This window comes from Pseudomonas sp. B1(2018), from assembly GCF_003097365.1.
Taxonomy (GTDB): Bacteria; Pseudomonadota; Gammaproteobacteria; order Pseudomonadales; family Pseudomonadaceae; genus Aquipseudomonas; species Aquipseudomonas laurylsulfatiphila.
The window spans coordinates 138,990-162,068 of record NZ_PYUK01000014.1 but is presented as its reverse complement, the minus strand read 5'-3'; the positions used below and the strand labels follow the sequence as shown (position 1 = coordinate 162,068).

19 protein-coding genes are annotated in these 23,079 nt (G+C 61.3%); 10 read left to right on the top strand and 9 right to left on the bottom strand.

Features of this window, described 5'->3' with window-relative positions; translation table 11 throughout:
* Positions 1-60 precede the first annotated feature (60 nt).
* Positions 61-1,059, top strand: coding sequence for a beta-N-acetylhexosaminidase (gene nagZ, locus C9422_RS21835; RefSeq protein ID WP_178082434.1), 999 nt, complete (start codon positions 61-63; stop codon positions 1,057-1,059).
* Positions 1,060-1,071: 12 nt separating this feature from the next.
* A complete protein-coding gene (locus tag C9422_RS21830) occupies positions 1,072-1,809 on the top strand; it encodes an S-methyl-5'-thioinosine phosphorylase (protein WP_007974037.1) in 738 nt (245 codons plus the stop codon).
* A 140-nt stretch (positions 1,810-1,949) separates the two neighbouring features.
* Here C9422_RS21830 and C9422_RS21825 read toward each other — a convergent pair whose 3' ends face one another.
* Genes C9422_RS21825 through mfd form a run of 3 tightly spaced genes read right to left on the bottom strand, consistent with a single transcriptional unit; the run spans position 1,950 to position 8,688 of the window.
* Complete coding sequence (locus C9422_RS21825) at positions 1,950-4,643, bottom strand: DEAD/DEAH box helicase (RefSeq protein WP_116582102.1); 2,694 nt, start codon at positions 4,641-4,643, stop codon at positions 1,950-1,952.
* Between the two features lie 6 nt (positions 4,644-4,649).
* Entirely contained in the window at positions 4,650-5,228 is a 579-nt protein-coding gene (locus tag C9422_RS21820) for a CsiV family protein (RefSeq protein ID WP_015095948.1), read from the bottom strand.
* Between the two features lie 10 nt (positions 5,229-5,238).
* Positions 5,239-8,688, bottom strand: coding sequence for a transcription-repair coupling factor (gene mfd, locus C9422_RS21815; RefSeq protein ID WP_116582101.1), 3,450 nt, complete (start codon positions 8,686-8,688; stop codon positions 5,239-5,241).
* Positions 8,689-9,051: 363 nt separating this feature from the next.
* On the opposite strand from mfd, the gene C9422_RS21810 reads away from it, so the two are divergent.
* From C9422_RS21810 to sthA, 3 genes are all read left to right on the top strand, one after another.
* Entirely contained in the window at positions 9,052-10,515 is a 1,464-nt protein-coding gene (locus C9422_RS21810) for a glyceraldehyde-3-phosphate dehydrogenase (protein WP_015095946.1), read from the top strand.
* A gap of 180 nt (positions 10,516-10,695) precedes the next feature.
* Positions 10,696-11,721, top strand: a complete 1,026-nt coding sequence (locus C9422_RS21805) for an FAD:protein FMN transferase (protein ID WP_116582100.1) — start codon at positions 10,696-10,698, stop codon at positions 11,719-11,721.
* Positions 11,722-11,928: 207 nt separating this feature from the next.
* The gene (gene sthA, locus C9422_RS21800) at positions 11,929-13,323 is read left to right on the top strand and encodes a Si-specific NAD(P)(+) transhydrogenase (RefSeq protein WP_007972111.1); all 1,395 of its coding nucleotides are present in this window, start codon (positions 11,929-11,931) and stop codon (positions 13,321-13,323) included.
* A 42-nt stretch (positions 13,324-13,365) separates the two neighbouring features.
* Here the strand turns inward: sthA and C9422_RS21795 are convergent, their stop codons facing one another.
* Both C9422_RS21795 and C9422_RS21790 read right to left on the bottom strand, forming a co-directional pair.
* Positions 13,366-14,088 (bottom strand): glycerophosphodiester phosphodiesterase family protein, encoded by a 723-nt coding sequence (locus C9422_RS21795; protein WP_116582099.1) that lies wholly within the window; start codon positions 14,086-14,088, stop codon positions 13,366-13,368.
* 14 nt (positions 14,089-14,102) lie between these two features.
* Positions 14,103-14,684 carry a PilZ domain-containing protein gene (locus tag C9422_RS21790; RefSeq protein ID WP_116582098.1) on the bottom strand — a complete coding sequence of 194 codons (582 nt, stop codon included), beginning with the start codon at positions 14,682-14,684 and terminating at the stop codon, positions 14,103-14,105.
* 94 nt (positions 14,685-14,778) lie between these two features.
* On the opposite strand from C9422_RS21790, the gene C9422_RS21785 reads away from it, so the two are divergent.
* From C9422_RS21785 to C9422_RS21775, 3 genes are all read left to right on the top strand, one after another.
* Positions 14,779-16,029, top strand: coding sequence for a lipoprotein-releasing ABC transporter permease subunit (locus C9422_RS21785; RefSeq protein WP_007972108.1), 1,251 nt, complete (start codon positions 14,779-14,781; stop codon positions 16,027-16,029).
* A gap of 7 nt (positions 16,030-16,036) precedes the next feature.
* Entirely contained in the window at positions 16,037-16,720 is a 684-nt protein-coding gene (gene lolD, locus C9422_RS21780) for a lipoprotein-releasing ABC transporter ATP-binding protein LolD (RefSeq protein ID WP_165824805.1), read from the top strand.
* Positions 16,721-16,783: 63 nt separating this feature from the next.
* Positions 16,784-18,028 (top strand): lipoprotein-releasing ABC transporter permease subunit, encoded by a 1,245-nt coding sequence (locus C9422_RS21775; protein ID WP_116582096.1) that lies wholly within the window; start codon positions 16,784-16,786, stop codon positions 18,026-18,028.
* Between the two features lie 89 nt (positions 18,029-18,117).
* Here C9422_RS21775 and C9422_RS21765 read toward each other — a convergent pair whose 3' ends face one another.
* Both C9422_RS21765 and C9422_RS21760 read right to left on the bottom strand, forming a co-directional pair.
* Complete coding sequence (locus C9422_RS21765; protein WP_116582095.1) at positions 18,118-19,473, bottom strand: heavy metal sensor histidine kinase; 1,356 nt, start codon at positions 19,471-19,473, stop codon at positions 18,118-18,120.
* Complete coding sequence (locus tag C9422_RS21760) at positions 19,473-20,153, bottom strand: heavy metal response regulator transcription factor (RefSeq protein WP_116582094.1); 681 nt, start codon at positions 20,151-20,153, stop codon at positions 19,473-19,475. The genes C9422_RS21765 and C9422_RS21760 overlap by 1 nt, the downstream gene beginning before the upstream one ends.
* A gap of 155 nt (positions 20,154-20,308) precedes the next feature.
* Here C9422_RS21760 and C9422_RS21755 point away from each other — a divergent pair, with 155 nt between their 5' ends.
* The gene (locus tag C9422_RS21755; RefSeq protein WP_116582093.1) at positions 20,309-20,845 is read left to right on the top strand and encodes a plastocyanin/azurin family copper-binding protein; all 537 of its coding nucleotides are present in this window, start codon (positions 20,309-20,311) and stop codon (positions 20,843-20,845) included.
* A gap of 61 nt (positions 20,846-20,906) precedes the next feature.
* Positions 20,907-21,737, top strand: coding sequence for an NADPH-dependent 7-cyano-7-deazaguanine reductase QueF (queF, locus tag C9422_RS21750; RefSeq protein WP_116582092.1), 831 nt, complete (start codon positions 20,907-20,909; stop codon positions 21,735-21,737).
* Between the two features lie 185 nt (positions 21,738-21,922).
* Here the strand turns inward: queF and C9422_RS21745 are convergent, their stop codons facing one another.
* Positions 21,923-22,186, bottom strand: coding sequence for a DUF4404 family protein (locus tag C9422_RS21745; protein ID WP_007978605.1), 264 nt, complete (start codon positions 22,184-22,186; stop codon positions 21,923-21,925).
* 109 nt (positions 22,187-22,295) lie between these two features.
* The gene (locus C9422_RS21740; RefSeq protein ID WP_116582091.1) at positions 22,296-22,916 is read right to left on the bottom strand and encodes an HAD family phosphatase; all 621 of its coding nucleotides are present in this window, start codon (positions 22,914-22,916) and stop codon (positions 22,296-22,298) included.
* Positions 22,917-23,079 lie beyond the last annotated feature (163 nt).

Sequence of the window (23,079 nt, the reverse complement as noted above, 5' to 3'; positions counted from 1 at the left end):
TGGCGGCGAATTCGCGTGCGCCGGGTTTTCTGTTATCAAGGAATTTTTATGACTGCTGGCTTGCAAGGCTCGTTGATGGTGGACGTCGCCGGTACCTGGCTGACGGCTGAAGATCGCCAATTGTTGCGCCAGCCCGAAGTGGGCGGCTTGATCATCTTTGCCCGTAACATCGAGCATCCGCGTCAAGTGCGCGAGCTGAGTGCAGCGATTCGCGCCATTCGTCCCGATCTGCTGTTGGCGGTGGATCAGGAGGGCGGCCGTGTGCAGCGCCTGCGCCAGGGTTTCGTGCGCCTGCCCGCCATGCGCGCCATTGCCGACAACCCGAACGCCGAATACCTGGCCGAGCAGTGCGGCTGGATCATGGCGACCGAAGTGCTGGCCGTTGGCCTGGACCTGAGTTTCGCCCCTGTGCTCGACCTTGATTACCAGCGCAGTGCCGTTGTCGGCACCCGTTCGTTCGAAGGTGATCCCGAGCGCGCTGCCTTGCTCGCGGGTGCATTCATCCGCGGGATGAACAGCGCCGGGATGGCCGCTACCGGCAAGCATTTCCCAGGCCATGGCTGGGCCGAAGCCGATTCCCACGTCGCGATCCCGAATGATGAGCGCAGTCTCGATGAGATCCGCGCCAACGACCTGGTGCCGTTTGCCAGGTTGAGCAAGCAACTGGCCGCGATCATGCCGGCCCACGTTATTTATCCACAGGTCGATTCCCAGCCCGCAGGCTTCTCCCGCCGCTGGTTGCAGGACATCTTGCGCGGCGAATTGCAGTTCGATGGCGTGATCTTCAGTGATGACCTGTCCATGGCAGGTGCTCACGTGGTCGGCGATGCCGCCAGCCGTATCGAAGCGGCGCTGACGGCCGGTTGCGACATGGGCCTGGTGTGCAACGATCGTGCAGCCGCCGAGCTCGCTTTGAGCGCTGCCCAGCGTCTGAAGGTCAAGCCTTCCGAGCGCATTGCGCGGATGCGCGGCCAGTCGTTTGCCAACACCGAATACCGTCAAGACCCGCGCTGGCTGGCCGCTGTCGGCGCGCTCAAAGAAGCTCAATTGATTGATTAAGGACTGTTCGTTATGACGGTTTACGCGATTATCGGTGGCACTGGCCTGACTCAACTCGAGGGCCTGAGCATTCGCCAGTCACTGGCAGTGGACACGCCTTATGGCGCCCCTTCGGCCGACGTTCAGATCGGCGAGTATGCCGGCAAGGAAGTGCTGTTCCTCGCGCGCCACGGCCATCCCCATCGTTTCCCGCCGCATCAGGTCAACTACCGCGCCAACCTCTGGGCGTTGAAGCAGGCTGGCGCCGAAGCCATTCTGGCGGTCAACGCCGTGGGCGGCATCCATGCTGCGATGGGCACCGGGCACTTTTGCGTGCCGCATCAGTTGATCGACTACACCAGCGGTCGCGAACACACCTACTTTGCCGATGATCTGGAACACGTCACCCATATCGACTTCAGCTACCCCTACAGCGAGCCGTTGCGCCAGCAATTGATCGCGGCGCTGGCGGCGGAAGGTGTGGGCTATAGCAGTCATGGCGTGTATGCCTGCACTCAAGGGCCGCGCCTGGAGACGGTGGCTGAAATCGCCCGGCTGGAACGCGACGGCTGCGATATCGTCGGCATGACCGGTATGCCGGAAGCTGCCCTGGCCCGTGAGCTGGAACTGGATTACGCCTGTCTGGCGCTGGTGGTGAACCCGGCGGCGGGAAAGTCGACGGCGGTGATTACCATGGCCGAGATCGAGCAGGCGTTGCATGACGGCATGGGCAAGGTGAAATCGACGTTGGCGCGGGTGCTCAAGGGCTGAGTCAGTCTTGGCACCGAGTTGCTCCCTTCGCGGGCAAGCCCGCTCCCACAGGTTTAGTGGTGTTCGCAGAATTTGTGTTCGGCGCGGTCACTGTGGGAGCTGGCTTGCCAGCGAAGGGGCCGGTTCAAGCACCGCAAATCTCAGCGCTTTCCGAGATTTTCCGGCAACGGCGCAAACAGCGCCTCGATATCATCGTTCTGCAGTTTCCAGTCCCCGGCCTTGCGCCCATCCAGCACGCCGGCCGCGAGGTCGGATTTTTCCTTCTGCAGGTGCTGGATCTTTTCTTCCACCGTGCCGCGCGCAATCAGTTTGTAAACGAACACGGGCTTCTCCTGGCCAATGCGATACGCTCGGTCGGTCGCCTGGTTTTCCGTCGCCGGGTTCCACCACGGGTCGTAGTGAATCACCGTGTCCGCTTCGGTCAGGTTCAGGCCAACGCCGCCAGCCTTCAGGCTGATCAGAAATATCTGACGCTTGCCGCTCTGGAATTCCTTCACCGGTGTGCGGCGGTCGCGGGTCTGGCCGGTCAGCAGGGCGTAGGCGATTCCACGCTTGTTCAGCTCATCTTCAATCAGCGACAACATTGAAGTGAACTGCGAGAACAGCAGGATCCGCCGACCTTCCTCGAACAATTCCTCGAGCATTTCCATCAGGCTGTCGAGCTTGCCCGAGGTGCTGCCTCGGCTTGGCAGGGTCGCCTCGTTGACCAGGCGCAAATCGCAGCACACCTGACGCAGTTTCAGCAGCGCTTCGAGGATGATGATCTGGCTGCGGGCCACGCCTTTGCGGGTGATCTCGTCGCGGACTTTCTTGTCCATGGCCAGGCGCATGGTTTCGTAAACGTCACGCTGGGCCTCGTTGAGTTCGACCCAGTGGATGATCTCGGTTTTCGGTGGCAACTCGGTGGCCACCTGCTCCTTGGTGCGGCGCAGCAAGAAGGGCTTGATCCGGCCGTTGAGGTGCTGAAGCCTGACCTCGCTGGTGCGTTTTTCGATCGGCACGCGGTAATCGCGGTTGAAGCTTTTGACGTCACCGAGCCAGCCGGGCAAGAGGAAGTGAAACAGTGACCAGAGTTCGCCGAGATGGTTTTCCAGCGGTGTGCCGCTCAGGCACAGGCGCTGCCGGGCATTGAGCTCGCGGGCAGCCTGGGCGGCCTTGCTGGTCGGGTTCTTGATGTACTGTGCTTCATCCAATACCAGTATGTGCAAGGGCTGCGCCGCCAGGCGCTCGACATCCTTGGGCAGCAGCGCATAGGTGGTCAGGATCAGGTCGTAGTCGGCCAGCTTGTCGAAGTGTTTTTTGCGGCTGGCGCCGTACAGTGCCAGTACCTTGAGCTGCGGCGTAAAGTGCGCTGCTTCGTCGAGCCAGTTGGGAATCAAGCTGGTCGGCATCACCACCATGCACGGCCGATCGAGACGGCCGGCGTTTTTCTCGCTCAGCACGTGCGCCAGTGTCTGCAGGGTTTTGCCCAGGCCCATGTCGTCCGCGAGAATGCCACCCACTTCCAGCTGTCGCAGTGATTGCATCCAGCTCAAGCCCTCAAGCTGATATGGGCGCAGCGTCGCATTCAAACCTTCAGGGGCGGCAGCCGTGTGGTCCTTGATGTCGCGCAGGCGCTGGGCAAAGGTGCGGATCTGTTCGCCACCCTCCCAGAGCAGTGGCATGTCTTCCAGCGGGTTCAGGCGCGTGGCATCGGCCTTGCTCAGGCGCAGCGTGGTGTCGCCGGGCTCCTGCAGGTAGAACTCGCCGAGGGTCGCCAGCACCGGTTTCAGGCGGCCGAAGGGCAGGGCGACTTGCAGCGGGCCGTGCTCGGAGTTCGGGCGATGGGGTATGTTGACCAGGATCAACTCGTCGTCGCGGCGTCGGGCAAGGCGCTCCGGGTTGAGGATTTCGGTGTGGGAGCGCATCAGGTTGAGCAGGATCGGCAGCAGGCTCAGGCGCTCGCCGTTGACGATGATCCCCAGTTCCAGGTCGAACCAATCGCGCTCCGGAGCCTGTTCGACCGTGGCGTACCAGTCGTCTACCGCCGTCAGGTCGAACCCGAAGTCCTCGTCGATCTGCAGTTCCCAGCCCTGGGTGCGCAATTTCGGCAGTTCATTGAGGGTAAAGGTCAGCCAGGCGCTGTCATTGACCATTTCGAACAGTTCGCCAGCGCTTTCCGGCAAGGCCTTGCTTTGCCGGGTGGCGACTTTGAAGCCGAGGATTCGCAGCTGTTCCCGGTAGGACTGTTCCACGTCCGGGTGGCGTTTTATCCGCAGTGTCTGGGTTTCCTGGCGAATCAGGATATCGGTGTTTTTCTGTCCGGACACGTACTCGTCCAGATAGCTGAAAGACAGCGCCGCCCGATGCTGGATGTAACGCTGCATTCGGCCGTTGCGCGGTTCGAAGGCGCTGAACTCGATGCTGGCCAGCCACAGGCGCGGTACCGGTTGCACATTGTCCACCAGCACTTGCGGCGGAGCTTTCGGGCTGCGGTTTTCCAGGACGGCCTGGAGTTTTTCCAGGAGTTCGGCGTCTTTGGCGGCAGCGGGGTAGTCGAGGGTTTCCTGCACTTGCAGGAGCACCGCTGCGCAATGTTTGCAGTTGCTGTGGACCGGGCAGGAGCAGATGGCATCGACCATCAGCAGCGTGCCTTTGGCTGACTCGCGCAGGCGAATGGTCTGACGGTAAACGTTACCGCCCGAGCCTTCGCACGCGGCGACGATGGTTGCGTCGCCGGCCTCGACGATCCTGACTCGATTCTCCAGCGCGTAACGGCGACCACGCTCCAGGCTCTGTTCCTTGAATCGGCTGACCCAGGATGGTGCCAGGGGTTTGCTCAGGGTCGCGGACATAGGGAATCAGTCCGGAATTTCTTCGGGAGCTGCTCGGGGTGCGGGGGCGGTCAGCGAAGTGATCTTGATCAGCAGACCGAGGTGGCCGTTGTCGAGGAAGTTCAACTGGCCGTTCTTGGTGTGGCTTTCCTGTTTCAAGCGCTCGCTGGCGGTCACCATGCCATTGGCATCGATCTGATTGACCCAGAAGTCGGCGTCGACGTCGGTAAAGCGTCCCAGTTTCATGCTCAGCGTGCCCTCGATCGGGAACTGACCATATTGTTCCTTGCCGTCGCTGATCGCCACTTTGCTGGCGTTTTCGCCGAGCGTCTGTTGCCAGGCCTTGTGCAGCAACACCGTGTAGTCGGCGCTGCTGGTGAGTTTTTCCACCTCGCCATTCAGGCTGGGCGTACGCAGGCTGTCGGGGCTGACGGGTTGGGCGCCAGCGGCCCAGTCTTCCGGTGCGGCGCGGCTGACAATCGCCGGCACGGCGTTTTGCCGGACCAGAATCATTTCGACCTGATACAGGTCATCGGCAGATGCCGTGGGGGCGGCCAGCGCTGGCATCAAAAGGGTCAGCAGGGTCAGTGAGCGGAACAGGCGCATGCGGCGTCCTTCAAGCAGTTTTCGGAACGAGGCGCTCGAACAGCGCCTCTACAGTATTAAAGCGCTCTTCCGGGCGCTCCATCGGAACCATGAACTTGAACATCGTGGCCCCTTCGAATTTGTAGCGTTTTGGCTGGCTCTGGATCAGCTTGATCAGGGTCAACGGGTCGACCGGCGTCTGTGCAGCGAACTCGACGCGACCGCCTTGCGGGCCGCCATCGACTTTCTTGATGCCCAGTTGCTCGGCCTGCAACTTCAATGCAGTGATGCGGATCAGGTTCTTGGTCGGTTCCGGCAACAGGCCGAAACGATCGATCATCTCCACCTGCAAATCCTTGAGGCCGTCCTCATCGGTGGCCGAGGCAATGCGTTTGTAGAGAATAAGGCGGGCGTGAACATCCGGCAGGTAGTCTTCCGGAATCAGCGCCGGTACCCGCAGGTTGACTTCAGGACCACCGCCGAGCGGTTGATCGAGATTCGGCTGCTCGCCCTTGCGGATCGATTTCACCGCGCGTTCGAGCATTTCCATGTACAGCGTAAAGCCGACCGCCTGGATCTGCCCGCTCTGCCCGTCACCGAGCAGTTCGCCGGCACCACGGATTTCCAGGTCGTTGGTGGCGAGCACGAAGCCCGCGCCGAGGTCCTGGGTGTTGGCGATCGCTTCCAGGCGCTTTTCCGCGTCCGGCGTGATTTGCTGGCGCGGCGGCGTCAACAGGTAGGCGTAGGCCTGGTGGTGACTGCGTCCGACCCGGCCGCGCAGCTGGTGCAACTGGGCCAGGCCGAACTTGTCGGCACGCTCGATGATGATGGTGTTGGCGCTCGGTACGTCGATGCCGGTCTCGATGATGGTCGAGGCGATCAGCACGTTGAAGCGCTTGTGGTAGAAGTCGCTCATCACCTGTTCGAGTTCGCGTTCGCGCATCTGTCCGTGACCGATGCCGATCCGTGCTTCCGGGACCAGTTCGGCGAGGTCGGCGGCGCATTTCTCGATGGTCTTCACATCGTTGTGCAGGTAATAGACCTGGCCGCCACGCAGCAGCTCACGCAGCAAGGCCTCTTTGACCGTGCTCTTGTTCTGCTCCATGACGAAGGTGCGTACCGACAGGCGGCGGGCCGGCGGGGTGGCGATGATCGACAGGTCACGCATGCCCGACACTGCCATGTTCAGCGTGCGCGGAATCGGCGTGGCGGTCAGGGTCAGGATGTCGACTTCGCTGCGCAGGGCCTTGAGCTGTTCTTTCTGGCGCACGCCGAAACGGTGTTCCTCGTCGATGATCACAAGGCCCAGGTTTTTGATCTTCACGTCGTCCTGCAGCAGCTTGTGCGTGCCGATGACGATGTCGATCTTGCCTTCGGCCAGATCGGCGACGGCGGCATTCACTTCCTTGGCCGACTTGAAGCGGCTCATCACTTCCACGGTCACCGGCCAGTCGGCGAAGCGGTCGCGGAAGCTGTTGTAGTGCTGCTGGGCGAGCAGGGTGGTCGGCACCAGGATCGCCACCTGGCGACCACCGTGCACCGCGATGAACGCGGCGCGCATCGCCACTTCGGTCTTGCCGAAGCCGACGTCGCCGCACACCAGACGATCCATTGGCTTGGGCGCGAGCATGTCTTCGCGCACCGCCTCGATGGTGGTCTGCTGGTCCGGGGTTTCTTCGAACGGGAAGCCGGCGCTGAAGGTGGCGTAGTCGGCTTTCGGATCGGCGAAAGCGTAGCCTTCGCGGGCGGCGCGGCGTGCATAGATGTCGAGCAACTCGGCGGCCACGTCGCGCACCTGTTCGGCGGCTTTGCGCTTGGCTTTCTGCCAGGTCTCGGAACCGAGGCGGTGCAGCGGGGCCAGGGCGTCATCGCTGCCGGTGTAGCGGGCGATCAGGTGCAGGTTGGCCACCGGCACGTAGAGCTTGGCGCCTTCGGCATATTCCAGGGCAAGGAATTCGGCGGTCTGGTTGTCGATTTCCAGGGTTGCCAGGCCCAGGTAACGGCCGACACCGTGGTCGATGTGCACCACTGGCGCCCCTTCGCGCAGCTCGGTGAGGTTCTTGATGACGGCGTCGTTGTTGGCATCGGCGCGCTTTTCGCGGCGACGGCGCTGCATCACGCGCTGGCCGAACAGCGGGCTTTCGGCAACCAGGGCCAGGGCTGGATCGTCCAGTACCAAGCCTTCATCCAGCGGCGCAATGGTGATCGCCAGGCGGTCTTTGCCGGCGACGAAATCCGGCCAGCTGTCGACGGTTTTCGGTCGCAGCTTCAGGCGTTCCAGCAGCTCCAGCAGCACTTCGCGACGGCCTGCGGATTCGGCGGTGAACAGCACGCGACCGGGAAATTCGTCGAGGAAGCCGGCCAACGCCGCCAGCGGCTGGGTGGCCTTGGCTTCGATGGCCAGGTTCGGCAGTTCCCGCGCGGGGAAGCGTTCGCGGCCGACGCCGGGCTCCACGTCCTGCTGGCTGGCAACCACTCGTGGCCAGCTTTTCAGGCGGGCAAAGCAATCCTCTACCGGCAGGAACAGTTCGTCCGGCGGCAATAAAGGACGCGACGGGTCGACGCGGCGTTCTTCATAGCGATTGCGCACGTCGTTCCAGAAATTTTCCGCGGCTTGCTCGATGCCCGGCAGGGAAAACACTTGCGTGTCCTGGGGCAGGTAATCGAACAGCGTCGAGGTTTCTTCGAAGAACAGCGGCAGGTAGTACTCGATGCCGGCCGGGGTAATCCCGCTGCTCAAATCCTGGAAGATCGGGCAGCGGCGGAAGTCGACGTCAAAACGCTCACGGAAGCGCGCCTTGAAACGGGTGACCGCTTCTTTCTGTAGCGGGAACTCCCTGGCCGGCAACAGCTTGACCGACTCGACTTTGTCGATCGAGCGCTGGTTCTCCGGGTCGAAGGTGCGCAGGGTTTCGATTTCGTCGTCGAACAGGTCGATGCGATACGGCAACTTGCTGCCCATCGGGAACAGATCGATCAGCGAGCCGCGAACGGTGAACTCGCCGTGTTCATACACCGTATCGACGTAGCGATAACCCGTGGCTTCAAGCCGGGTACGCATTTGCTCGACGTCGAGTTTCTGGCCGATATCCAGCACCAGGCTGCTGCCGAGCAGGAATTTGGTCGGTGCCAGGCGATGCAGGGCGGTCGTGATCGGCACCACCAGTACGCCATGGCTCAGCTCCGGCAACCGGTACAGGCTGGCGATGCGCTGGGAAATGATGTCCTGGTGCGGTGAGAACAGGTCGTAGGGCAGGGTTTCCCAGTCGGGAAAGTGCAGTACGGGCAAATCCGGGGCGAAGAAACCCAGCTCCTGTTCCAGCCGTTCGGCACTTTGGCTGTCGGCGGTCAGCAGCAGGGTAAAGCGCTTGGCAGCGCTGGCGGCCTCGGCAATGGCCAGGCTCAGGGCTGCACCGGGCAGGTTGCCCCAGTGCTGTTTACCTGCCGCGGCAGGGAGAAGCGGTAGACGCAGAACGGGCACGGAAGGTTGAGCTCCAAGCGTTGCGACAAAGTCGGTAATTGTAGCGGTCTAGGATGCCGCCTGTCAGTTGCTGACTGTGTCTAAAGCACGGGTTTGGCGAAATGTAGTGGTAAAGACAAAATTCGCGGGTTTTTTACCCGAAATTATTGAATATGTAGTGGCAAATGCAACGAGTGTTACGGAGGGTTACGGATAAGGTAGCGCGACCTCCAAAAAATTGACTGCGCTGAAAGCCCCGGTTTTATTGGGTTTGCGCGAGGCGCAAATTTTTTGAACGACGAATTGTTACGTAAAGCACGACGGGCGCGCATTGCTACGGCTGTCACTCGGCGGCATAATGTAGCCCCTTTTTTCTGCCCCTACATGTGGAAGGTTCCCGTGACTCAGAAGCCCGACCAGTGTCTTGGTGAATGGATCGACCGTGAAGCACTCGCAGAAGCGATGATTCCGCTTATCGGTCAGCTCTACCGCAATAACAACGTGGTGAGCTCGATCTATGGCCGCAGCCTGATCAATCGTTCAGTCATTGCGATTCTCAAAGCTCACCGCTTTGCTCGTCACCGTCAGTCCGACGAAAGCGAGCTGTCCGTCCACGAAACATTCCCGCTGATCAAGGCGATGAGCGAACTCAAGCTCGGCGCCGCTTCGGTGGACCTGGGCAAGCTGGCGGCCAAGTTCAAGGCCGAAGGCAATGGCCGTACTGCCGAGCAGTTCGTCCGTGAAGAACTGGCCGACGTGGTTGGCCAGCAAAACGCATCGGCCCGCAAAGGCACCGACGTTGTCCTCTACGGCTTCGGTCGTATCGGCCGTCTGCTGGCGCGCATCCTGATCGAGAAAACCGGTGGCGGCGACGGCCTGCGCCTGCGTGCCATCGTTGTCCGCAAGGGCGCCGAGAACGACCTGGTCAAGCGCGCCAGCCTGCTGCGTCGTGACTCGGTACATGGTCCGTTCGATGGCACCATCACCATCGATGAAGCCAACAACACCATCACCGCCAACGGCAACCTGATCCAGGTTATCTACGCCAAGAGCCCGACCGAAGTCGACTACACCCAGTACGGCATCGAAAACGCTCTGATCGTCGACAACACCGGTGTATGGCGTGACGCCGACGGCCTGGGCCAGCACCTGGCCTGCCCGGGCGCTGCCCGCGTGATCCTCACCGCACCTGGCAAGGGCGCGCTGAAGAACATCGTGCACGGCATCAACCACGGCGACATCACCCCTGACGACAAGATCATCTCGGCGGCTTCCTGCACCACCAACGCCATCGTGCCGGTGCTCAAGGCAGTCAACGACAAGTACGGCATCGTCAACGGCCACGTCGAAACCGTTCACTCGTTCACCAACGACCAGAACCTGATCGACAACTTCCACAAGGGCAGCCGTCGTGGCCGCGCCGCGCCGCTGAACATGGTTATCACCGAGACCGGTGCCGCCACCGCAGCCGCCAAGGCGCTGCCAGTGCTCAAGGGCAAGCTGACCGGCAACGCGATTCGCGTTCCTACGCCAAACGTGTCGATGGCCATCCTGAACCTGAACCTGGAAAAGGCCACCACTCGCGAAGAGATCAACGAGTACCTGCGCCAGATGGCCATGCACTCGGACCTGCACAAGCAGATCGACTACGTGAGCTCCCAGGAAGTGGTTTCCACCGACTTCGTTGGCTCGCGCCACGCAGGCGTAGTGGACGCTGAAGCGACCATCACCCAGGATAACCGCGTTGTTCTGTACGTCTGGTACGACAACGAGTTCGGTTACAGCTGCCAGGTGGTTCGCGTGATGGAAGACATGGCCGGTGTAAACCCGCCAGCATTCCCGCGCTAAGCCTTAGCCGCACATGAAAACGCCCCGACTTTGTTCGGGGCGTTTTTGTTTGTGTGAATCAAGATCAAAAGATCGTCCGAACGCGGCCCGAACCTTCGGCAGCTCCTACACAGGTACATTCGTATGCCATCCTGTAGGAGCTGCCGAAGGCTGCGATCTTTTATCAAGGCATCAAAAAAGATGAGATTGTTCTTGAGCGGATGGAAGGTTTTTTTTCTGGCGCTGATGGGGGTGTTGTCTGCCTGCGGCAACGGCGACTCCCTGGAAAGCTTCGGCGGCCCGACCATGGGTAGCACTTATTCGATCAAGTACGTACGCCATGCCGGCCTTCCGGCGCCGGACGAAGTCCGTGTCCAGGTCGAGCAAATCCTCGCTGACGTGGACCGGCAAATGTCGACTTACCGCAGCGACTCGGACGTCGAGCGCTTCAATGCATTACCGGCCAACCGCTGTCAGGCAATGCCGGCGTCGATCCTCGAGTTGGTCCGCGTGGGCGAGCAGCTGTCCGTGCAAAGCGAGGGTTCCTACGACCTGACAGTGGAGCCGTTGCTGAACCTCTGGGGATTTGGTCCGCAGGCCCGGGAGGAGAAGGTCCCGACCGCCGAAGCGCTCGCTGAAGTCCGCCAGCGCGTCGGCCACCAGCACTTGCGCATCGATGTCGACAATTTGTGCAAGGACGCCGCCGTGGAGGTCGATTTCAATAGCGTCGCCGCCGGTTATGCGGTGGACACGATTGCCGCAAAACTTGAGGCGATGGGCATCCACGACTACCTGGCAGAGGCGACGGGCGAGCTCAAGGCGGCCGGCAAGAAGCCCGACGGTTCGCCGTGGCGCATTGCCCTGGAAGAGCCGCGCGATGACCAACAGGTGGCCGAGCGCATCGTTGCGGTCGACGGTTATGGCCTTTCAACTTCCGGCGACTACCGGAATTATTTCGAGCAGGGCGGACAGCGTTTTTCCCACACCTTCGATGCCCGCACCGGTGCGCCTGTCTCACACACCCTGGCGTCCGTCACGGTGATTCATCCTTCAGCACTGATGGCCGATGGCTTATCGACCCTGTTGCTGATTCTCGGTCCGGAACGCGGCTGGGCCTACGCGGAAAAACACGATATCGGTGCATTTTTTGTGATTCGCGCCGATACAGGTTTCGTCACACGCAGCAGTCACGCTTTTGAACGCCTCAGTGGCCAAAAAACCGAGTGATTGCGGCGATTTGAGCATTGAAAACTGGCGTTGTAGTGCAGGCAAAAGTAGCCTACGACGCGACCAAGGGTTAATGTGCCCGGCGTTGACGCTTCTATAGACTGTGTCCGGGTGCTGCACTGGCCCCAAATTGTTCCTTCATGCCACAGATTGGCGTGATTTAGCCGCAGGTGCCGAGGGTGCCGCGGCCTGTTCTGAGGAGTACGCATGGCTGTCTACAACTACGACGTGGTGGTGTTGGGTTCCGGCCCGGCGGGGGAAGGCGCGGCAATGAACGCCGCCAAGGCAGGGCGCAAGGTGGCGATGGTCGATAGCCGTCGCCAGGTCGGCGGCAACTGCACTCACTTGGGCACCATCCCCTCCAAGGCACTGCGTCACTCGGTGCGGCAGATCATGCAGTTCAACACCAACCCGATGTTCCGGGCCATCGGTGAGCCGCGCTGGTTCTCGTTCCCGGACGTGCTGAAAAGCGCCGAGAAAGTCATCTCCAAGCAAGTCGCTTCGCGTACCGGCTACTACGCCCGCAACCGCGTCGACGTGTTCTTCGGCACCGGCAGCTTCGCCGACGAGCAAACCATCGAAGTGGTCTGCGCCAACGGCGTGGTCGAGAAACTGGTGGCCAAGCACATCATCATCGCCACCGGTTCGCGTCCGTATCGTCCGGCGGATATCGATTTCCACCACCCGCGTATCTACGATAGCGACACCATCCTCAGCCTCGGCCACACCCCGCGCAAACTCATCGTTTACGGCGCAGGCGTGATCGGTTGCGAATACGCCTCGATCTTCAGCGGCCTGGGTGTGCTGGTCGAGCTGGTGGACAACCGTGGCCAGTTGCTGAGCTTCCTGGACTCGGAAATCTCCCAGGCCCTGAGCTATCACTTCAGCAACAACAACATCACCGTTCGCCACAACGAAGAGTATGACCGCGTCGAAGGCGTGGACAATGGCGTGATCCTGCACCTCAAGTCCGGCAAGAAGATCAAGGCCGACGCCTTGCTCTGGTGCAACGGCCGTACCGGCAACACCGATCAGTTGGGTCTGGAAAACATCGGCGTGAAGGTCAACAGCCGTGGCCAGATCGAAGTCGACGAGGCCTATCGCACCTGCGTGCCGAACATCTATGGCGCCGGTGACGTGATCGGCTGGCCGAGCCTGGCCAGTGCCGCCCACGACCAGGGCCGTTCGGCCGCTGGCAGCATTGTCGACAACGGCAGCTGGCGTTTCGTGAATGACGTGCCGACCGGCATCTACACCATTCCGGAGATCAGCTCGATCGGCAAGAACGAGCAGGAGCTGACCCAGGCCAAGGTGCCGTACGAAGTCGGCAAGGCGTTCTTCAAGAGCATGGCGCGGGCGCAGATTGCCGGCGAGCCGCAAGGCATGCTGAAGATCCTGTTCCACCGTGAAACCCTGGAAGTGCTGGGCGTTCACTGCTTCGGTTATCAGGCGTCGGAGATCGTGCACATCGGTCAGGCGATCATGAACCAGCCGGGCGAACAGAACACGCTGAAGTATTTCGTCAACACCACGTTCAACTACCCGACCATGGCCGAAGCCTATCGGGTCGCGGCGTACGACGGCCTCAACCGGCTTTTTTGAGCGGCTCCGGCCGGTGGCCTGAGCCGGCCGGGGAGACCGATTTCAGCAATTCTCGAGCGTGGCGCTGGCCAAACCGGGAAAGTCTGTAATCAGGCTGTCAACGCCGAAGTCGGCGAGTCTGCGCATCAGCGCAGGCTCGTTGACGGTCCACACCGACACATGCAACCCCTGACGCTGCGCCTTTTGCAGGCGTTCCGGCGTACACAGGGTCCAGTTCAGCGCCAGAATCTCACAGCCATAACTGGCCGCGACCTTCAGCGGGTCGAGCCAGGCGTACTCCGCCACCAGTCCGCGGGACACGTCCGGCACCAGTTCCAGCGCAGCCTTGAGCACTTCACGGGAGCTCGAGGTGATGGTCACCTTGTCCATCAGGCCATGACGCTGGGCCATTTCGCGAATCGCCAGCACGGTGGTCGCGGCACGCATCCGTGATGCGCTCTTGACTTCCAGCTGCCAGTGATCGAAGTCGCACTTCTCGAACAGCTCTTCCAGCGTCGGAATCGGGCACGGCTTGATCCAGCCCGGGCCACCCTTGCGCGCGTCATAGGTCACAAGCTCGGCCGCCGTGTGTTCGACGACCTTGCCGCGACGGTCCGTGGTGCGCTTGAGGGTCGGGTCGTGGATGACCATCAACTCGCCGTCCCTGGACAGGTGCAGGTCCAGTTCGCAGCGACGCACGCCGTGCTTGAGACATTCCTGAAAGCTGGTCAGGGTGTTTTCCGGTGCTTCGCCCTTGGCGCCGCGATGGCCGTAGATGAGGGTCACGGTTCTTCCTTAAATTAATTGCCTGATTCGAGTTGTTCGCGGGCCAGGCGTCGTTCCTGGGCCTGCTTTTGCAAGATGTGGCGGGCCAACAGTTGGCGCTGGGCGTCGGTCAGGTGTTCGAACTCGGTGCCGACGTCATAGCCATCGCCCTTGCGGTCGCAATGGGTGACGCGGGCGCGCAGCAGCAGGCCCAGGGCTTGCGGCATCAGCACCAGCTTGACCGACAGGTGTGCACCGGCGGCGATGGGCGATGGGTGCTGAAAGTCGATACCGCCTTCGGAAATGATCACCGGCTGCGGTTTGCCGATCTGCCCGAGCACGGTGATAGCGATCACCTGGCTCAGCAGGTCGATGCGTTTGTTCTGTGATTTCAAGAATGCCGCAATGTTGCGGTCGCGCTCATTGATCTGGCGCAACAGGTGCTGCGACTCGAATTCACTGAGGTGCAGTTCGCTGAGCAAGTTGAAGAGCGGGGAAGCATCCTGCAACACTTCCTGGCCTGCGGCTTCAGAAGCGGACAGGGGCCTAATTTCCAGTGCGATCGTATCCTCGATACGGTAGTATTCGCGGCGATCTTCTTCATCTAATGTCGACATGGCGAACCCATGGTAGCGGCGGTGGTCTGAGTGTAAAGCTGGTTATCGACCCCCGCCACAAGGACGTTCCTTTTCCCTCCGAACAAGCCCCGACATGTTCAGACCTCTCTTCGTATTTATCGGCACGCGTTACACCCGTGCAAAGCGTCGCAATCATTTTGTGTCATTCATTTCCCTGACTTCGATGATCGGGCTCGCCCTTGGCGTGGTCGTGATGATCGTGGTGCTATCGGTGATGAACGGCTTCGATCATGAGATGCGCACCCGCGTGCTGGGCATGGTGCCCCACGCGACCATCGAGTCCGGTGAGCCGATCAGCGATTGGCAAAGCCTGGCGGCCAAGGTCAGGCAGAACCCGCAAGTGACGGCCGTGGCGCCGTTTACGCAAATGCAGGGGTTGCTGACCAATAACGGCAAGGTCTCGAAGGTCCTGCTCAATGCCATCGACCCGGCGCAAGAGCGCCAGGTGTCGATCATCGATCACTTCATGACCCAGGGCAAACTCGATGATTTGGTGCCGGGCGAGTTCGGCATCGTCATCGGCGACAAGGCCGCGGCCAAGCTCGGTGCGGTGATCGGCGACAAGCTGACCTTCGTCGCGCCGGAGGTCACCGTGACTCCGGCCGGGATGTTCCCGCGCATGAAGCGCTTTACCGTGGTCGGCATTTTCCATGTCGGCGCCGGTGAGCTCGATGGCTACCTGGGCGTCACCAACCTGCAGGATCTGGCCCGGCTGCATCGCTGGAAACCGGATCAGGTCCAGGGCCTGCGCCTGAAGTTCGACGACCTGTTCCAGGCGCCGCGCACCGCGTGGAGCATCGCCCGCGACCTCGGCGAAGACCGCTTCTACGCCCGCGACTGGACCCGCACCCACGGCAATCTGTACCAGGCGATCCGCATGGAAAAAGCCATGATCGGCCTGTTGCTGCTGCTGATCGTTGCCGTCGCGGCATTCAACATCATTTCCACACTGGTGATGGTGGTGAACGACAAGAAGGGCGACATCGCGATCCTGCGCACACTGGGCGCCACGCCGGGCACGATCATGCGCACCTTCATGGTGCAGGGCACGGTCATTGGCGTGGTCGGCACGGCCATTGGCGCCGTGGTCGGGATCTTCGCCGCGCTGAATGTCAGTGCTGCGATCTCGGCCCTCGAAGGCCTGATCGGCCACAAATTCCTCAACGCCGACGTGTACTTCATCGATTACCTGCCGTCGCAAGTGCAGAGCCAGGACGTTGTCATGGTCTGCGCCGCCGCGTTGATCCTGAGTTTCCTCGCCACCCTGTATCCAGCCTGGCGTGCCGCGCGCACCCAGCCTGCGGAGGCGCTACGTTATGAGTGAGTCAGGCATGAGTGATAAAGCAATCTTGAGCTGCCGCAACCTGGGAAAATCCTACGAGGAAGGTCCGGAGTCGGTAGAGGTCCTGGCCGGGCTGCAACTGGAAATGCATCCGGGCGAGCGCGTGGCGATTGTCGGCAAGTCGGGCTCGGGCAAAAGCACCTTGCTCAACCTGTTGGGCGGCCTCGATACGCCGACCAAGGGCAGCGTCTGGCTCGATGGCGAAGAACTGTCGGCGCTGAGCGAGAAGAAACGTGGCCTGCTGCGTAACCGAGCCCTGGGCTTCGTGTACCAGTTCCACCACCTGCTGCCGGAATTCACCGCGCTGGAAAACGTCTGCATGCCGCTGCTGATCGGCAAGACCGCGATCCCGCAAGCGCGCCAGCGTGCCACGGCGCTGTTGGAGCGGGTAGGGCTGGGCCACCGGCTGGAACACAAACCGGCCGAATTGTCCGGTGGTGAGCGCCAGCGCGTGGCCATCGCCCGCGCACTGGTCAACACACCGGGCCTGGTGATGCTCGACGAGCCGACCGGCAACCTCGACGCCCACACCGCCCAGGGCATTCAGGACTTGATGCTGGAACTCAGCACCTCGATGCGCACGGCGTTCCTGGTGGTGACCCACGACATGAACCTGGCCCGCCAGATGGACCGAGTCCTGCACCTGCACGAAGGTTGCCTCACGCCTATCTGATTGGCTGCAACCCGATGCCTGGAAAGGCGTCGGGTCTTTTATTTTTATACGGTGCCCCAGCGAATGTTCAGACCGTTATCGATCTTTATCGGCACGCGCTATACCCGCGCCAAGCGTCGTAATCGCTTTGTTTCCTTCATCTCGATGACCTCGATGATAGGCCTCGCCCTGGGCGTGCTCGCCATGATCGTGGTGTTGTCGGTAATGAACGGCTTCCAGCGCGAAATGAGCTCGCGCATCCTCGGCATGGTGCCGCATGCCACCATCGTCGGCGTCAACCCGATTGACGACTGGAAGCCCGTGGCAGCGGCCGCGATGAAAAACCCGGAAGTGACGGCGGCGGTGCCGTTCACCGAGATGGAAGGCATGCTGTCCTACAAGGGCACGATGCAGCCCATCCAGGTCAGCGGTGTCGACCCGGCGCTGGAAGGCCAGGTGTCGATCGTCGCCAAGCACATCGTCCAGGGCAGTCTCGAGGCCCTGAAACCGGGCGAATTCGGCGTGGTGATCGGCGAGATCACGGCGCGGCGTTTCCGCCTGAACGTCGGCGACAAGATCACCCTGATCGTGCCGGAAGTCAGCAATGCGCCGGGGGGCATTACCCCGCGCATGCAACGGCTGAATGTGGTCGGCGTGTTCAAGGTCGGTGCCGAGCTGGATGGCACCATGGCCCTGATCCACATGGCCGATGCCGCGCAGATGCAGCACTGGGAGCCGGATCAGGTGCAGAGCGTGCGCCTGGCGGTGAAGGACCTGTACGCCGCACCGCAAGTGTCGAGCGACATCGCCACGGGGCTGGGCGCCGCCTACAAGGCTGACGACTGGACCCACACCCAGGGCAGCCTGTTCAGTGCGATGAAGATGGAAAAAACCATGATCGGCCTGCTGTTGCTGATGATCGTCGCGGTGGCGGCGTTCAACATCATCGCGACCCTGATCATGGTGGTGAACGACAAGGGCGCGGACATCGCGATCCTGCGCACAATCGGTGCCACGCCGCGGCAGATCATGGCGATCTTCATGGTGCAGGGCACTGTGATCGGTATTGTCGGCACCCTGATTGGCGGTGTGCTGGGCGTGATTGCCGCGTTGAACGTCAGCCAGATCGTGGGCTGGATCGAGCGGGTCAGCGGGCAGCACATCTTCAGTTCCGACGTGTATTTCGTCAGCAACCTGCCGTCCGAGCTGCAAGGCGGGGATGTTGTGCTGATCTGTTCTGCCGGGTTTGTATTGAGCTTCCTCGCCACCGTTTACCCGGCGTGGCGTGCGGCGAAGATCGAACCGGCTCACGCGTTGCGCTATTCGTAATCCACACCCTGTAGGAGCTGCCGAAGGCTGCGATCTTTTGATCTTGCTTTCTAAAAACAAAATCAAAAGATCGCAGCCTTCGGCAGCTCCTACAGGGCGCTTTCCCTTGGTAACTCGATTACAAACCTGGTCCATCCATCATTCGATTCGCAACGAATCTGCCCGCCGTGGGCGCGGATGATCGACTGGGTAATCGCCAGGCCCAACCCGGCATGCTCACTGCTGCCTTCCTGCCGCGCCGGATCGGCCCGGTAGAAGCGATCAAACAAACGCGGCAGCAACGCCCCGTCAATGCCTTCGCCGCTGTTCTCGACCGTCAGGCTCAACCCCTTGGGCTGCTCGACAATCCGCACCCGGACCTCGCCCTCGGCCGGTGTGAACCGCAATGCATTGTCCAGCAGATTGGACAGCGCCCGTCGCAACATGCTGCGATCACCTTCCATGTGCGCGTTACCGTCACGGCTCAATTTCACCCGGGCGTCCTCTGCCAGCGGCGCAAAAAACTCCAGCAGCAGATCCGCTTCCTGTCCCAGCTCCAATGGCTCGCGCTTGGGCATCAACAGCCCATGGTCAGCCTTGGCCAGATACAGCATGTCGTTGACCAGTTGCGCCATCCATTGCAGCTCCTCGAGGTTGCTGTGCAGGGCTTCACGGTAGTCCTCGATGGGGCGGGGGCGGGTGAGGGTGACCTGGGTGTGGGTCAGCAGGTTCGACAGTGGTGTACGCAATTCATGGGCAATGTCGGCAGAGAACGCGGACAGGCGCTGAAAAGAGTCGTCGAGGCGTCCGAGCATGGCGTTGAAGTTGTGGGCCATGTCCGCCAGTTCCGGTGGCATGTTTTCTTCAGGCAACCGCATGTTCAGCGATTGCGCGGAAACCCCGCTGGCGACCACGCTGATGCGTCGCAACGGGCGCAAGCCGCTGCGCGCCGCCCAGGCTCCGAGCAGTGCGGTGGCCAGGGCTGACAGGCCGACGGTCAGCCAGATCAGATGCTGCATGCGTTGCAGAAAGTGCTGGTGGTGGGTGATGTCCAGCAGCAGGGTCAATTGCGGTGAATCGGGTTTGTCCGCAACAAGCGGCGCATTCAGCACGCGGTAATCCGTGCCTTCATGGCTCACCGTCGACAATCCGGGCTGGCGCGGCAATAACTGCGGAAGGTTTGCCGAACTGTCATACCAGCGCTGCCCGTCGCTGCCGGTGATGCGTAATGACAGATCAGCCTGTCGGCTCAGCTCCTCCGTCAGCTTCACTTCGCTGTCACTCGATTGAAAGTCGTGCAGAGCCCGACGCAAGCCCATCAGCTTGGCGTCCAGCAATTGTTGGTCGAGCTCAACAAAGTGCGCCTCACTGGCGCGGCTGAACAGCACACCGGCGAACAACGACACCACGGCGGTGCAGGCGGCAAACAACAGCGCCAGGCGGCTGCTCAAGGAGAGACGGCGCATCAGGCAGGGCGCTCTTCAAGCACGTAGCCCATGCCGCGCACGGTGTGGATCAGCTTGTTGGGGAATTCGTCGTCGATCTTCAGGCGCAGGCGGCGGATCGCCACCTCGATGACATTGGTGTCGCTGTCGAAATTCATGTCCCAGACCTGGGACGCAATCAGCGACTTGGGCAGGACTTCGCCCTGACGGCGCAGGAGCATTTCCAGCAGGGCGAACTCCTTGGCGGTCAGGTCGATCCGCTGGCCGCTGCGTTCGACCCGGCGACGGATCAGGTCCAGGCGCAAATCGGCCAGTTGCAGGCTGGTCTCCTGAGGCGTGGCGCTCCCGCGACGCAACAGGCTGCGAACCCGGGCCAGCAGTTCGGAGAACGCAAACGGCTTGACCAGATAGTCATCGGCGCCCAGTTCGAGGCCGTGAACCCTGTCCTCCACGGCGTCACGCGCTGTCAGAAAAAGTACCGGCGTATCCAGGCCGGCGTTGCGCACGGCTTGCAGAATCTGCCAGCCATCGCGGCCGGGCAGCATCACATCGAGAATCAGCAGGGCATACTCGCCGCTGAGGGCCAGTTGCTGGCCGGTGTTGCCGTCGGCCACCAGTTCCGTGTTGAACCCGGCCTCGGCCAGACCCTGACGCAGGTAGTGGCCGGTCTTCGGTTGGTCTTCGACAATCAGCAGTTTCATGGGCGACTCATGGCAAATGGAACGAACGCTTTATACCGTGGGCAGCGTTCATTCAGGTCAACCTGACAAAGTTGTAATCTGGCTGTCAGGTTACGGGCAGTGGCAGCAGTTTAGAGTTTTCCTCATGCCGAGCCTTATCTTGTTGGAGTACGACGATGTTTTTACGCAAATCCCTGGCGCAAATCCTCTGTTTGCTGGCGCTGAGCTCACCGGTGTGGGCGGACGGCGGGCATGCCTACGATTTTGGCCAAACGGCCCCGGCGGCCAAGGCGACCCGCAGTGTCGAAGTGGTCATGGGGGACATGTCCTTCACGCCGCAGGCCATCGACATCAAGGCCGGGGAAACCGTGCGCTTCGTGCTGGTCAATAAGGGCCAGCTGCTGCATGAGTTCAACCTGGGGGACGCGGCGATGCACGCCAAACACCAGCAGGAAATGTTGCAGATGCAACAGAGCGGCATGCTGACGCCAACCGGCATGAAGGCCATGGACCACGGCAACATGGCCGGCATGGATCGCGGCAAAATGGATCACGGCATGCAGCATGACGACCCCAACAGCGTGCTGGTGGAGCCGGGCAAGACCGCCGAGCTGACCTGGACCTTCAGCAAGGCCACCAACCTTGAGTTTGCCTGCAACATCCCCGGTCATTATCAGGCCGGCATGGTCGGTAAACTGACTGTCAGTCAGTAAGCACTCAAAGGCGGGAGCAAAGGCTGATAGAATCCGCTGATTCTTCAGTCAGGTTTCCGCCATGCATCCCGCAGCCGAACACTCGCCGCTGGGCAAGTCCAGCGAATACATCGCCACCTACACGCCGTCCCTGCTGTTCCCGATCCCGCGCACCGCGAAGTGGGCGGAGCTGGGCCTGACGGCTGAAACCCTGCCGTACAAAGGCGTGGACTTCTGGAACTGCTTCGAACTGTCCTGGCTGCTGCCGTCGGGCAAGCCGGTGGTGGCGATCGGCGAATTCAGCATTCCGGCGGACTCGCCGAACATCATCGAGTCGAAATCGTTCAAGCTCTACCTCAACTCCCTGAACCAGACGCCGTTTGCCGACACTGCGAGCCTCGAGGCGACGCTGGCCAAGGACTTGTCGGCGGCTGCCGGCAAGCCGGTGGGGGTGCGCATTCGCAGTCTCAAGGATGTCGAGCGCGAAGGCGTCGTGGCCTTGCCGGGCGTGTGCATCGATGAGCTGGATATCAGCGTCAGCAACTACGAGCATCCACGGCCGGAACTGCTGCGTTGCGATGATTCGCGCATGGTCGAGGAGAGCGTGCACAGCCATTTGCTCAAGTCCAACTGCCCGGTCACCAGTCAGCCGGACTGGGGCAGCGTGGCGGTGGAGTACCGTGGTGCGGCGCTGGATCACGCGAGTCTGCTCGAGTACATCGTCAGCTTCCGTCAGCATTCGGACTTCCATGAGCAGTGCGTGGAGCGGATCTTCCTCGATCTGCAGCGGTTGCTGAAACCGGAGAAACTCACGGTGTACGCGCGTTATGTGCGTCGTGGCGGGCTGGATATCAACCCGTATCGCAGCACTGAAGCGGTGCAACTGCCGAACCATCGCCTGGTCCGTCAGTAACGCTTTAATGTGGGAGCGGGCTTGCTCGCGAAGGCTGCTTCACATTCAACGATGATGTTGACTGACCCAGCGCTTTCGTCGGAACGCCGCCCGGAGCAAGCCCGCTCCCACAGGGGATTGCGTTTCAAATCGTAGAAAGTAAAAAACCCCGCCATCGCCAGCGGGGTTTTTTGCATCAGGAGGGTTCAGATTCCCATATTGACCAAGGCCTGCCCGATGTTGCGCAGGGTCCCGGCAAGGGTCGGGTGTTCGAGTTCGAAGCGTTCGACGGCGAGGTTGACGTTGTCGGCGATACTGGAATCCTTGGTCTTGGTTTCGAGCTCAAGCTCAAGTTCGATCTGTTGCATCAGCGCGTGCAGATCTTCGCGTTCAGCTTCGGACAATGGAGGATTCTGTTCCAATTGCTCGCGCAGGGCATTGAGCTGTTCTTGCAGTTCGCGGGCAGGCATGGCGTTCTTCCTTCTCTCGATTGGCACTGGCATAGACCGCAGCGGTCCGCCAAAGGTCTATGGCTGACCTTTAGATTAATCCACTCCTGTCTAACCTGCATGATCTCGATCAGGGCTTTTCGCCTTTGAACCGGCGCAACTGGATGTCTGCCAGGCAGGTGTCGAGTTCACCGAGGTGATCGATCACCGAATGCACGCCCAGGCCGAACAGTTGCATCGTGGCCTTGCCGCGTTTGATGTCGCGCTCCTGCTGGGTCAACGCTTGCCATTGCCGGGGCGTCAACCCGCACAGCGAACCGCAGGACGCCAGGCCGATGGTCCACAGCCCGGCATTAAGCCCTGCTTGCAGCAGACGGGGTTCACCACTCACCAGTACACAGCCGTCGAGTCGGTCAACGTTCAGGGTCATCAGGGCTTGCCAGCAGGCATCCGGGGCGGGCCACGGGCGAATTGTTACAGGATATTGCGTTGGTTTGATCCATTCCGACAGCGCAGCCGCCAGGGGCTGGCTGAGCTCCGGGGGCAGTTCATCGAGCCAGGCACAGGGGATCTGCTGGCGCTGCAAACTGAGCAGGCTGTCCAGTGCGCCGGGTGTGGACTCTGCGTGCTCGGCCGAGTGGCTGCCGTGGCGATGGGTGTGTGCGCCGAAATCCACCAGGCAGCCACTGAGGCCGAAGAGGACGGCGGTCAGGCGGGGTGCGGTTTGGGGCAAGGCTTCGGCGAGCGGCATGTGGACGTCCCTGAAATAGCCTGAAGGCTAGCGGGCGACGGTGACAGTTGAGTGACATGGATGTGAATCGCTCACATTTGGCACGATTCCTCCGGTGCGGGATGAGTGCAAAGTGCCTTAAACGGCGTTTACGTCTTATACTTGCCCACTTATTGCCCGGGCC